Raw genomic sequence first — 11,878 nt, 5'->3', positions numbered from 1 at the left:
GTGTGCGAGCTGGGCTACCACCCGGGAGCCCAGCTCGCACACCTCGGCGATCTCGACCACCGCGATGTCTTCGGCCTCCACTCGGGGGCGGATCAGCTTCGGCGGCAGGTCCGCCAGGCGGTCGGCCGCGGCCTTGAAGTCGCGGACCACCGTCGCCAGGTCGTCCCACGCTGCGCCGACCGGGGTTACCGAGAGTGCACCCAGGCGGGACGTGCCCAGCCGCAGGGCTCGGCTTGCGCTGCGGACCGCCGTTTCCGACACCACGTTCGCGGTGGCCAGCGCCGCCAGGGTTGTGCCCGCTATGCGGCGGCCGGCCAGGTCGTGGCCGGTCAGCTGCTCGGGGCCGGTGTCCCAGCGGGCCGTCAGCGCCAGTACCGAGCCGTCGGCCGTGAAGTAGACCTGGGCGCGGCGCTCGCCCGGGCCGCCCGATACCCGGGCGCCCAGTGCCGTCAGGCGGATGCGGCGCAGCTTCGTCTCCGCCTTCTCTTCCGTGCCCAGCACCAGGGATGGCGGGCCGGTCGCCCGGAAGCGCGCCGGGACTTCCGCCAAGAGCTCCGCGCACCGCTCCACCCGATGGCGCGCGCTGCGGGCCGCGTACGCGTCCAGCTGGTCGCCGAGCTCCGTCATCGCCTCCGCGGGCCAGCGCAGCCCTGCCTCCGCCAGGTCGGTGGCGATGCGGCCGATCGAGGCACGCAGCACCGGGCTGGCGTTCGCGACGCCGTCGTGCAGCACTCGCGCGACCACCTCCAGCGCGGGCGCCGACGGGACCGGGGCCGGGCCCGCGCCGCCGATCGCGAACCGGACGTCCGGGTCGGTCCGGCCGCGCGTGTCGGCCTCCCGGAACGCCCAGACGGCGAGCGCGACCTGCTGGGCCCGGTCGGCGGCGTCGGTGTGCGCGTAACCCAGCTCGGCCGGGACCAGGAACCGGACGGTCGCCGTCGGCAGTTCGGCCACCGCCACCGGGTCCGCCGCCGTCGGCCGCCGGAGGCGTGCGACCAGGCCGGCCTGCCAGGCGCGCCGGGCCGCCGTCACCGCCCGTGCGCCGAACTCGGCCGCCAGGGCGTCGTCGCCGATGTCGCCCGGGGACCACGCCGTGAACTCCGGGGTGGCGCCGGGGTGGTGCTGGTAGCCGAGCACGACGGCGATCCGGTGCCGGCACACGCCGGGCGCGCCGCAGGTGCACTCCGCGGTGCCGAGCGCGCCGCCCGGCGGGAACACGACCTCGACGCCGTCCGGGAACCGGCCACGCACTTCGCCGTCCTCGGCCGCGTCGACGACCGGACCGCGGCCGGCGTCGATGTCCTTCTGCGCGCGCTTGACCAGGCCCCGGTTGGCCAGCGCGGCCAGCGCCTCCGGGGTGAGCGCGAGGAGGTCGGCGCGCATCAGCCGAGCCGTTCCGCGACGAACTCGGCCAGCATCCCGGGCGTCATGGCCCCGGCGTGCGCACCGGCGTCGGCCAGCCGCTGCGCCAGCGCGCGGTCGTACACCGGGTTCGCCTCCTCGTCGAGCGCGGCCAGCGCCAGCACGTGCGTGCCCGCCTCGGCCAGCTTCCGGACGTCGTGCACCAGCCGGTGTTCGTCGCCGCCTTCGAAGAAGTCGCTGATCACCACGACGATCGACCGCCGCGGGTTCTCGATGAGCCCGGCCGCGTAGGCGACCGCCTTCGCGATGTCGGTGCCGCCGCCCAGCTGGACCTTCATCAGCAGCTCGACCGGATCGGTGACGTCCTCGGTGAGGTCGACGACGGCGGTGTCAAAGGTGACCAGGTGCGTCTTCAGCCCGGGCAGGCCCCACAGGCAGGCCGCGGTCACCGCCGCGTGGATCACCGAGCCGGCCATGGACCCGGACTGGTCGACGAGCAGGACCAGCTGCCACCGGTCGAGGTGCCGGCGCGTACGGGAGGCGAACTTCGGGCTGTCGATGAGCACCCGCCGCTCGGCGGGCTGGTAGCGGCCGAGGTTCGCCCGGATCGTGCGGTGGAAGTCGAAGTCGCGCGCCTGCTTGAGCCGGCTCGGCCGCCGGGACCGGGTGCCGGTGAACGACCGGCGCAGCTCCGGCTGCAGCCGCCGCAGCAGGTCGCGGACGACCGCTTCGACGAGTTTCCGCGCCATGGCGAGGAGATCCGGGTTCATCAGGTGCTTGGTGCGCAGCACCGCCCGCAGCAGCGCCGGGCTCGGTTCGATCCGGGCCAGCACGTCCGGATCGGTGACGATCTCGGTGATGTCGTAGCGCTCCACCGCGTCGCGCTCCAGGCGCTCGATGGTTTCGCGGGGGAACAGGCGGTGCACGTCGTCCAGCCAGTCTACTGTGGACAGGACGGACGGGCCGGTGCCGCCGCGCACGTCCCGCTCGGCCAGCTCGTCGCCGCGGTCGTAGAGCCAGGACAGGGCCGCGTCCCGCGCCGCGCCGGCCTGGCTGAGCTCGCAGGCCGATCGTGCGGGCTCGCCGAGGATGAGGCGCCAGCGCTCGAGATCGGTCACGCGGGTGCCTTTCGTTCGGCCCGCTTGCCGTCGCGGGGCGGGCGGGCTGGTCGGCCGTGGGGTGGCCGGTGGTGTTCGAGGCCGGTCATGCCAGCCCCTCGCGGGTCAGGCGGGCGTCCACCCGGGCCTCGAGCGCCCTTGCCTCGGCGATGACCATCGGGTCGATCGGGGCCGGCCGGACCAGGGTGCGGGCCGAGCCGCCGCGGCCGTGGCGGGCCAGGAGGCGTTCGGCGATCTTTTCGCGTTCCGCGGGCGGGAAGTAGGCGAATGCCAGGCGCAACGCCGGCAGCGCCGCCAGGAACTCCGCCTCGCTCAGCGCGCTCACCAGCTCGTCCAGCGTGTCCAGCACGCCGTCGGAGCCGATCACCTCCTCGCGGGCCAACGCGAACAGCCCGGCCAGCCAGTCGCCGAGGGTGGTGGGTGCGGCCATGTCGCGCACCGCCGCGCGGGTCCGGTCCGGAGCCGGGGCTCCGCCGAGCGACCAGGACAGGCCGGCCGCGGCGCCACGCAGGTCCGGCGGGACACCCGCGTCGGCGGCGACGCGCTCGGCGACCGCCGTGGCCGTCTCGCGATCCACCGTCAGGACCGGTGCCGCGTGCCGGATCGTGTCGCGGACCGCCACCATCGCGGCGAGCCGGCGCGGCTCGGCGGGGGCCGGGCCGCCGCGGATGGCCTCGGCCAGCCACAACGCGCGCGCCACCCCCACCCGCAGCACCGCCGCGGCGGCCGGGCTGCCCGCGAGACCGAACAGTGCGTCGTGGCGCCACAGCGCGAGGACCGTCGCCACGGCGTCCCCGAGCGGGCCGAGGTCGTCCGCGCGACCGGCTTCCGCGACCAGAGTGTCCACAATGGAGTCGGGCAGGGCCGGAACCCCGCACAGCGCGGCGTCGAACAGCGCCCGCGCCAGCGCGGGCAGGTCCGCGCCCTGCAGGCCCTCGCGCAGCACGGCCAGCGCCGCTTCGGGCAGGGTTGCGCCGTACGCCCCCGCTTCGATCAGCGCGGGCAGGCGGGTGTCGCCGGGTGTCAGCCGCCAGACCTCGACGACCACCGGGTCCGCGCCGCCGGCCGGGCCGGACCGGCGGTCGAACCCCGGAATCCCCAGCAGCCGCAGGCAGTGCAGGACCCGGCTGCGGCGCCGCCCGTGCTCTTCGGTGAGGTCGAGGCGGACCGGACCGGCACCGTCGAGGCCCAGCTCCGCCAGTTCCGCCTCGACCCGGCCGGGCAACGGCGGGGCGGGCGTGTCCGGGTGCAGCCGGCCCCGGCGATCGCCGCCGAGCGCGGCCACCATCTCGACCACCACCGGGTGCGCGCCCGCCTGCAGCGGCCCGCGGACCGTCCACGGCGGGGGCTGTGTCAGGTCGTCGGTGACCAGGGCGCCGAGCAGGCCGTCCAGGACGTCGACCCGGGCCGGGTGGTCGTGCCCGCGCAGCTTCGCCAGGCCGTCGGCGAGCGCGCGGGCGGCGATGAGGTCCGCGGTCGACACCGGCTGACGCCGCTCGCGCAGCCGCCCGGCCACCGCTTCCAGCAGTCCCTGGCCGGCGCCGGCCAGACCGCGTTCCCACAGCAGCTGGTAGTACCCCGGCGACGGCATGCCGGACTGGTAGCCGGTGAACGCGTCGAGCCGCCGGTGCGAGTACGGCACGAGGTAGCTCGCCGCACCGGGCTGCCGGGGCACCTCCGGCCAGTCCGTGCCGCCGCTCGCGGCGAGCCGCCGGACGGCCGCGGTGTGGAACCCGCCGGTGACGACCAGCACGGGCCGGTCCCCGGCGGCGGCGACGGCGGCGCGGACCCACGCGGCCATGTACTCCTCGCGTTCCCGGTCGCTTTCGCTCGCTTCGGCCTCGCCGCGCAGGAGGTCGAAGTACGCCGTCAACCGGTCCGCCAGCCCTTCCTCCGGCGCGGCTTCGAAGAGGTGGTCCCAGAGTGAATCGGCGTTGTCCACCGCGAACTCCGCGCACAGCCGGCGGATCACCTCGGTGTAGCGCAGCTCCGCGTCGGCGTACCGGTTGTCCCAGCCCTCGAAGGCCGGGTGCCAGGCGGGCAGGTCGATGAACCGCAGCTCGGCACCGGCGTCCCGGCCGGCGGTCAGCGCGATCCACTCGGGGGAGTGGTCGCAGAACGGCGACCACGACGAGTGCGTGCGCTGCTCGCCGGAGTAGCTCGTGTGGATCGCGATCGGCAGCTCGTGGCCGAGCAGCAGCTCGCCGAGCCTGTCGTTGACGTCGGCCGGCCCCTCGACGAGCACGTACGCCGGGCGCAGCGCGGCGACGGCCGACGCCACCACCTGGCTGCACGCCGGGCTGTGGTGCCGCACGCCCACGAAGACGGCCCCCATCGCCCCGCCCCTCAGCCCGGCAGCAGGTGCCGCGCGTGGTGCAGCTCCTGCCAAGGATCGGCGCCACGGCGGGCCGCGTGCTGTTCGAGGTAGCGCCGCAGCCGCGCCAGGTCGTCCGCGTTGTCCTTCGCCGCCGTGCCGGCCAGGCAGGCCACGACGTCGGCGGGCGTGCCCGGCTCGCCGCGCAGGTACCAGCCCCGCACGCCGACCGCGTGCGCGACCGACACCGCCTCCGCGGTGCTCATCACGGCCGACACGCGATCGCCCGCCGGCCCGCCGCGCAGCTCGCGGAAGGTGGTGACCAGCACCTCCAGCACGTCGCGCCGCGGCGGGGCCTCGACCCCGGAGCGGGCCAGCAGCGCGGTCGCCTCCTGCTCGACCAGGTCCAGCTCGGTGGCGAAGTCCGCGATCGGGAACACCGTCTCGAAGGTGAACCGCCGCTTCAGGGCCGCGCTCATCTCGTTGACACCTCGGTCGCGCGTGTTGGCCGTGGCGATGACGTTGAACCCTTCGGACGCGAACACCATGCCCGCCTCGCCGGGGAGCTCCGGGATCGCCAGCACCCGTTCGGACAGCAGCGAGAGCAGGCAGTCCTGCACTTCCAGCGGGCAGCGCGTGATCTCCTCGAACCGCACCACCGCGCCTTCGCGCATGCCGCGCAGCATCGGCGCGGGCACCAGCGACCGCTCCGACGGCCCTTCGGCGACCAGCAGCGCGTAGTTCCACGAGTACTTGATCTGGTCCTCGGTGGTGGCCGCGCCGCCCTGGATGGTCAACGTCGAGTCACCGCTGACGGCCGCCGCGATCAGCTCCGACAGCAGTGATTTCGCCGTTCCGGGCTCGCCGACGAGCATCAGCCCGCGGCTGGTGGCCAGCGTGACCAGCGAGCGGTCGATCAGCGACGGGTCGCCGACGAACTTGCGCCGGATGCCGTTGGCCTCGTCGCCGACGATGAACCGGCGCGCGGCCGTGAGGCTGAGCGCCCAGCCCGGCGGACGCGGCGCGGTGTCCTGCTCGCGCAGCCGGGCCAGCTCGTCGGCGTAACGGACTTCGGCCGGTGGGCGCTGCGGGTTCGCGGTCACCGGGTCAGCCCCTCGAGGTCGGTGAGCACCTCGGACGCCGTCACGGGGTCGAGGTCGCCGAAGGGCCGGGCGGACGCGGACCGCCGCCAGTGGCCGCCTCCGGTGTCGTCCAGCCAGATCGTGCCCAGCACCTGCTCCGGCTCCCAGGTCACGTCGCCGACCGCGATGCCGGGGTCGAGGTCGACCACGACGCTGACGCCGCCGGGGGCCGGGCGGGAGATCCAGCACTCGATCCCGGCGTCCTGCGGTTCGCCGCGCACCCAGCCGCGCTGGGTCAGGCCGAGCACCTTGCCGACCGGCACCTTGAGGCCCTCGAACCGCTTCACCGTCGTCGCGGACTTCTCGGCTTCGTCCAAAGTGGCCACCGGACGGCCGAGCTGCGGGAACGGCTGCAGGATCTCGTAGTCGGCGAACACCGCCGACCAGTCCGCCAGCTCCGCGCCCAGTTCGAGCGGGTGCGCGACGCCCACCTCGGCGTCCGGCGGCAGCACGTAGCCGTCGTCCTCCGCGGTGGCGTACGTGCGATCCTCCGCGCACCGGAACGTTTCGCCCGCCGTGGTGCGCCAGACCAGCCGCCGCACGAGGTGCCAGAGCAGCGGGTGGCCGGCCAGCAGCTGCTCGAACTCGGTGGCGGGCCAGCGGCGGCCGAGCACCATCGCCGTCTCCAGCCGGGAGATCTGGTCGGCCGCGACCGCGCGGACGTCCTTCTTCAACGCCGAGAAGCGTTTGTACTCCGCTGCCGCGAGTTCGGTGTCGTCCTTGGCGCCGGGTTTCGGCAGTGCCTTGCGGGGTTTGCCGTCCGGGTCGGTGACGTACGGTTTGAGCTGCTCGTCGAAGCCGACCACGAACCGGCGGGGGCCGTAGTCGATCACCGCTGTGGCTGCCTCGTCGAGGCCGAGCGTCGGGACCAGGCGGTCGGCCAGCTGCTCGGCCGACAAGCCGAGCCCCTCGGCCACGGCGGCGATCTTCTCCTGCGCCTTCAGCTTGAGCCCCTTGAACTTCACCTTCTGCGCGATGGAATTCAGGTGCAGCAACGCGAGATCGGTGCCGATGCCGGCCAGGACGTCGAGGGCCGCGGTCGCCCGGGCGTGCCCGCCTTCGCCCGGCCACGCGCGGATCAGCGGGCTCAGCTCGCGCACCACCGTGTCGTCGCCGAGGAGACCGAGTGCGGTGAGCACCCAGCCGTCCTTGGCCGGGAAGCCCGCGTTCTCCCAGCCGCGGAACAGCGCCCACGCGAACTCCGCCAGCGACGCCGGGTCGCAGATCTCCCGCACGAGCGGCACGCCGGCGTAGACCTCGTCGGGGCGGCACAGCGCGAGCATCGTGACGACGTGCCCGGCCGCGCCCTGCGACAGCGCCTGCCCGCCCTCGCGCAGCCGGATCTGCGGCAGCACGGCCGGATCGGCCCAGGTCCCGGGCACCGGGATCCGCGCGGGCAGGACGTCCAGGGGGTCGGTCGCCAGCAGGCGGCTGATCGCTTCGGCGGCTTCGGGGCCGTAGCCCGCCGCGGCCCGCGTGACGACTTCGCCGTGCCCGCCGGCCGCCAGGTGACGCAGTGCGGCTTCGGCCGCGCGCCGCGGCGCCCCGGCCGGCCCGAGGGCGGGCGGGACGAGGTCCCGCGCGGCCGCGGCCGGGTGCCGGGCCAGCCAGGCCGAAGCGATCGAGCGGGCCGACTTCAGCCGGACGAACCAGTCCGCCATCAGCTCGGCGATCTCCGGGCCGGTCAGCGGCAGGAGCAGTGCGCCGTGCCCGGGATGCGCGGCCGCCGCCGCGACGATCGGCCGGTACGCGGCCAGCCCGTACCGGCCCAGCAGCGGCCGGCCCCAGCTCTCGGCGTCCCAAGTGTCCTGGGGCGCCCAGCCGGGCAGGTGCTCGAGCACCCACTCCTGCGGCGCGGCGAGGAACAGGCGCGGCTCTGCCCAGCGCGGGAGCTGCCCCGCCTCGAACGCGGCCAGCTGCCCGGCCAGGTCCGGATCACCGCCGCTCCAGAAGAGCGGGTCACGCTCGGCCCACTCGGCTTCTTCGCCCGGCTCCCACTCGAGCGCCGGCTCGCCGCCCGTTTCCAGTCCACTGAGGACGGTGGGGCGGCCTGCCGAGCGTTTCTTCGTCCACGGTGGGTCCGCCAGGACCCGCGGCAGCGACGAAAGCGGCACCTCGGGCAGCCGATCGCCGCCTGCCATCGCCTTCTCGACCACGGCACGCTGCTGCGCCGGCAGCTGCCCGGCGACGTCGGCGGCGATCTCCGGGTGGCGGCGGACGTGGCCCCGCAACAGGAATCCGGCGGCGTCGGCGGCCCTCGACCGGCCGATGGCGGCTTCGGCCAGCAACCGGACCGCGCGGGCGGGGAAGCGGGCCATCGCCTCGGCGATGACCGGCGACACATGCTTCTGGCCGAGCCGCGCCACGAGCAGGCCGAACGCCGTGTCGATGGGCAGGCCGGCGACGAAGCGCAGCAGCGCCTTGCGCGAGTCGCCGCCGTTCGGGTCGCTGTCGATCGCCCGGGCCAGGAACGGCGTGACGGCCGGCCCCAGCGCGTCGGTGACGGTGCAGCGGACGGCCTCGTGGTTGTACTGCCAGTCCAGGTACTCGTGGTGCAGTGCCCCAACCTGCTCCGCGGTGCTCAAGGACGCCAGCACCGCGCCCCAGTCGAAGCTGTGGTCGTCGATGCCCGCGAGCTCGGCGACCAGCTCGTCACCCCAGTCCGCCCGGGTGGGGATCAGGTAGGACACGGCGAGCCTGGTGGGCAGTTGCGTACGGTGTCCCGCGAGAGCCGCGGTCGCGGCTTCGTAGTCGGCGTCGGACGCCGCGGCGAGGATGGTCCGCAGCCGCCGGAACAGCGAGTCGCCCAGCAGATGCAGGGCAGGCCTGCCGCCGGAGTACCTGCGCACGGGTGCCGGCAGGCCGTACTGGTGGCAGGTGATCGCGGCGGCCTCGGCCGCCGCCCGGACCGCGAACACGAGGCCGTGGCGCAGGATCCAGGCGTCGGCGAACCGCCAGGCACCGTGCCGCTCTTCGCTGTCCCAGCGCAGGCCGCTCAGGCGCAGGCACGCCAGCGCGGCGGCACCCACCTCGTCGGCCTCCCCGGCCCTTGCCCGGTGGATCGCCGCCAGGATTGCCGGGTCGCTGTCCGGGTCGGCGATGGCCTGTTCGGTCCGCTCACCCGGCTCGTCGAGCACGGATTGCCAGTAGCCGGCCGCCTCCGGGTCAAGTTCGACCTCGCGGACGAACCAGCCGCCCCGCCGGACGTGCACGTGCGGCTCCCACGCCGGGTCCGGCCGGAACGCCGTCTCCGCCGGCTGTCTGCTGTCGTTCACCTGTGTTTCCCCCTCCTGCGGGTGATCGATCGCAGACTACGGGGAGGGTCCGACAGTTTTCGTTCGCGCCGGGAAGAGGGAGGTCAGCCGGGGTTGGTGTCGGCGTACTTCACGGTGATGTTCTTGAAGCCGAGCGACTGCAGCAGGCCGGTCAGCATCGTCCGGGTGTTCCGCTCCGCGTCGGCCACCAGCGAGCTCTTCGCCGCCGCGGCCTGGATCTGCTTCTGCGCGAGCTCGTACAACGCCTGCTGCGAGTTCGGGTTCCCGCTGAGGAACTCGTTGATCCGCGTGAAGAGGCCCTGCTGCTGCGCGTACACATGGGACTCGTGCACGTCGAGCGTGGCCGGCTCCAGCTGCGCGTGGCCCAAGGTGATCGTCGCGGACTGGCGGTCGTCGGAGACCTGGACCGCGTTGCCCTTCAGCCGCGAGAAGTCCACGTACGCGTTGTCCGTGCCCACTCCGATGAACAGGGTGTCGCTGCCCACGAGGAAACTGGGCAGGATCGAGCTGGTGGTGATGTCGACGACCACCTGGAACGAACCGCTGGCCGCCTCGTAGCGCGAGAGCTCGACGATCGACTGCAGCAGCACCGGGCCCGAGTGCTCCTCGGTCCGCTCGGCGAACGGGTTGCGCAATTGGGGTAACAGGTGCACCGCCGATGCGACGAGTACGGCGGCGACCAGAACCACCACAGCCACAGCCAACGCGACCAGCCGCTTGCCCCAAGCACCCATACCGGCAGGAATACCCAACCGGCCACCGGGCCAATCGAGCGGTACGGTATGACCGACTCCGACGAGGGGAGACCGTGTGCGCAAGTCCGTGTGGCTGTGGATCCTGCTGGCCGTCCTCCTCATTCTGGTGCTCGGCATGATCTTCGGCGGCTACCGCAAGGGGACCAAGCTCGGCGCGCCCGCCGCACCCGTGGCGGCGTGGAGCGTGGACCGGGCGGCCTAGCCCCGGTTCCGCCGCTTGGCGCCGGCCGCCACCGGCGCGTCCCGGTAGCGCAGGATGCCTTCCACGCCGCGGAGGAACGTGGCGCAGATCGGGGCCGGGGCGGTGAGGCAGCCCGCGGCCATGGCGCCGTCGCGGAGCATCACGAAGTGCTGGGCCGCCGGCTCGGCGGCGGTCTCTCCCGTTGCGGCGAGCAGGTCCGTGACGGTCTCCAGGAACCACTGCCGGTGCGCGAGGACGGCTCGGTGGACCGGGTGAGCGGGGTCCGGGTATTCGGCGGCGGCGTTGAGGAACGCGCAGCCCCGGAAGCCGGGGGAGGCGATGCCGTCGGCGATCGTCGTGGCCACCGCCAGGACGACGTCCTCGGGTGAGCCGCCCGCCGAAGCCGTCCGCGCCGCCGCCACCTGGGCCCGGATGGCGTTGTCCGCTTCGGACAGGTAGGCGACCAGCAGGTCGTCCTTGCTGGGGAAGTGCCGGTAGAGCGTGGCGCGGGTGACGCCGGCGTCGGCGATGACCCGGTCGATGCCGACCGAATGCAGCCCCTCGGTGTAGAAGAGCCGGCTCGCCGAAGCCAGCAGCCGCGCTCGTGCTTCGGACACTGGACAGCACCTCCCGGTTCGCTGCTCCGAGTTTAGCAGATAGAACGGTCGGTCTTGACGGCGGCGACCTTCCGCTGTCATAGTCGCCAACGAGACAGATCGTTCTATCTACCGGGAGAGTCCATGACCACCGACACCGTTCCGGCCGCCGGCAGCGCACAGGCCCTGCGGCGGCTCTACTTCGTCCGGTTCGCGTTCGCCCTCGTCTGGGCGGCCCTGCTCTTCACGACGGCCTCGAGCCTCGGTCCGGTCAGCATCGCGTTGCTGGTGCTGTACCCGCTGTTCGACGTCGCCGCCGCCGTGCTCGACGTGCGTTCGGCGAAGGCGGGCAAGCCGATCACGGCGCTCTGGGTGAACGTCGCGATCAGCCTGCTCGCCGCCGCCGGCCTGGCCGTCGCCGCCTCGTCCGGGATTCCGGGCGTCCTGCGCGTGTGGGGCAGCTGGGCGATCGTGGCCGGCCTCGTCCAGCTCGTTGTCGGCGCCGCCCGGCGCGGCCTCGGCGGCCAGTGGCCGATGATCCTCAGCGGCGCGATCTCCGTCGTGGCCGGCACTTCCTTCATCCTGCAGGCCACAATGGACGGTGCTTCGCTGACGGCGCTGGCCGGCTACGCCACGCTGGGCGGCGTGTTCTTCCTCGTCTCCGCGCTGCGGCTGGGCCGCCGGGCTCAGGAGCAGTAGGTCCCGTTGAGCGCCGGCTGCAGGAACGGCGGCGTGCCACCGGTGTAGTTCGCGTTGTAGCCGAGGGTGGCCGTCGCGTTCGTGCCCAGGGCGCCGTTCCACGACGTGTTGCCGACCGTGACGACGTCGCCTGCGTCGTTCCAGGTCCCGTTCCAGCCCTGGCTGACGGTCACACCGGGTGCGGAGAACGTCAGCGTCCAGCCGGTGAGGGCCGCGCCGCGGTTCTCGATGACGATCTCGCCGGTGTACCCGGTCGGCCAGCTGCTGACCACCCGGTGGGTGACCTTGCAGCCGACCGGCGGCTGCAAGGTCACCCACCGGGTGGTCAGCAGCTGGCCGACCGTGTACACCGGCGAGATCGTCATCGAGAACCTCGGCGCGGCCCTCACCGTCTGGACGCTGACTGTCTCCGCACTCGCTGTGACCGTCAGCCAGG

The 11,878-nt window shown here is 73.9% G+C and carries 10 protein-coding genes; 2 read left to right on the top strand and 8 right to left on the bottom strand.

Going from position 1 to position 11,878, the window contains the following annotated elements; all coding sequences use genetic code 11:
- The 6 genes from CCN39_RS39970 to CCN39_RS39945 form a co-directional block, all read right to left on the bottom strand.
- Nucleotides 1-1,383, bottom strand: a 1,383-nt coding sequence (locus tag CCN39_RS39970; RefSeq protein WP_143264335.1) for a YehQ family protein, incomplete at its 3' end; no start/stop codon positions are given.
- Nucleotides 1,383-2,480, bottom strand: coding sequence for a VWA domain-containing protein (locus CCN39_RS39965; RefSeq protein ID WP_086851313.1), 1,098 nt, complete (start codon nt 2,478-2,480; stop codon nt 1,383-1,385). The genes CCN39_RS39970 and CCN39_RS39965, both read right to left, overlap by 1 nt.
- 85 nt (nt 2,481-2,565) lie before the next feature.
- Nucleotides 2,566-4,815, bottom strand: coding sequence for a DUF5682 family protein (locus CCN39_RS39960; protein WP_086851311.1), 2,250 nt, complete (start codon nt 4,813-4,815; stop codon nt 2,566-2,568).
- An 11-nt stretch (nt 4,816-4,826) separates the two neighbouring features.
- Nucleotides 4,827-5,897: an AAA family ATPase gene (locus tag CCN39_RS39955; RefSeq protein WP_086851309.1), complete on the bottom strand. Its 1,071-nt coding sequence runs from the start codon at nt 5,895-5,897 to the stop codon at nt 4,827-4,829.
- The gene (locus CCN39_RS39950; RefSeq protein WP_086851306.1) at nt 5,894-9,211 is read right to left on the bottom strand and encodes a DUF4132 domain-containing protein; all 3,318 of its coding nucleotides are present in this window, start codon (nt 9,209-9,211) and stop codon (nt 5,894-5,896) included. Before CCN39_RS39950 ends, CCN39_RS39955 begins: the two co-directional genes overlap by 4 nt.
- An 83-nt stretch (nt 9,212-9,294) precedes the next feature.
- The gene (locus tag CCN39_RS39945; RefSeq protein ID WP_244211208.1) at nt 9,295-9,945 is read right to left on the bottom strand and encodes a DUF4230 domain-containing protein; all 651 of its coding nucleotides are present in this window, start codon (nt 9,943-9,945) and stop codon (nt 9,295-9,297) included.
- Between the two features lie 76 nt (nt 9,946-10,021).
- Here CCN39_RS39945 and CCN39_RS50890 point away from each other — a divergent pair, with 76 nt between their 5' ends.
- Entirely contained in the window at nt 10,022-10,168 is a 147-nt protein-coding gene (locus CCN39_RS50890) for a hypothetical protein (protein WP_167455319.1), read from the top strand.
- On the opposite strand, the gene CCN39_RS39940 is transcribed toward CCN39_RS50890, so the two are convergent.
- Nucleotides 10,165-10,764 carry a TetR/AcrR family transcriptional regulator gene (locus CCN39_RS39940; RefSeq protein ID WP_086851301.1) on the bottom strand — a complete coding sequence of 200 codons (600 nt, stop codon included), beginning with the start codon at nt 10,762-10,764 and terminating at the stop codon, nt 10,165-10,167. The two genes, CCN39_RS50890 and CCN39_RS39940, sit on opposite strands and share 4 nt — an antisense overlap.
- Nucleotides 10,765-10,887: 123 nt before the next feature.
- On the opposite strand from CCN39_RS39940, the gene CCN39_RS39935 reads away from it, so the two are divergent.
- Entirely contained in the window at nt 10,888-11,442 is a 555-nt protein-coding gene (locus CCN39_RS39935) for a hypothetical protein (protein ID WP_086851300.1), read from the top strand.
- On the opposite strand, the gene CCN39_RS39930 is transcribed toward CCN39_RS39935, so the two are convergent.
- The gene (locus CCN39_RS39930) at nt 11,430-11,792 is read right to left on the bottom strand and encodes a cellulose binding domain-containing protein (protein WP_244211207.1); all 363 of its coding nucleotides are present in this window, start codon (nt 11,790-11,792) and stop codon (nt 11,430-11,432) included. The two genes, CCN39_RS39935 and CCN39_RS39930, sit on opposite strands and share 13 nt — an antisense overlap.
- Nucleotides 11,793-11,878: the final 86 nt, after the last annotated feature.

The sequence above is a fragment of the Amycolatopsis kentuckyensis genome, assembly GCF_002155975.1.
GTDB classification, from domain to species: Bacteria; Actinomycetota; Actinomycetes; order Mycobacteriales; family Pseudonocardiaceae; genus Amycolatopsis; species Amycolatopsis kentuckyensis.
Note: the sequence above shows the minus strand (reverse complement) of the source record. Positions and strands in the feature narration are given on the sequence as shown.

Bases quoted from the DNA above. Each gene is read 5' to 3' on its own strand.
- CCN39_RS39960 (WP_086851311.1), bottom strand. From the start codon at position 4,815: ATGGGGGCCGTCTTCGTGGGCGTGCGGCACCACAGCCCGGCGTGCAGC.
- CCN39_RS39945 (WP_244211208.1), bottom strand. From the start codon at position 9,945: ATGGGTGCTTGGGGCAAGCGGCTGGTCGCGTTGGCTGTGGCTGTGGTG.
- CCN39_RS39935 (WP_086851300.1), top strand. From the start codon at position 10,888: ATGACCACCGACACCGTTCCGGCCGCCGGCAGCGCACAGGCCCTGCGG.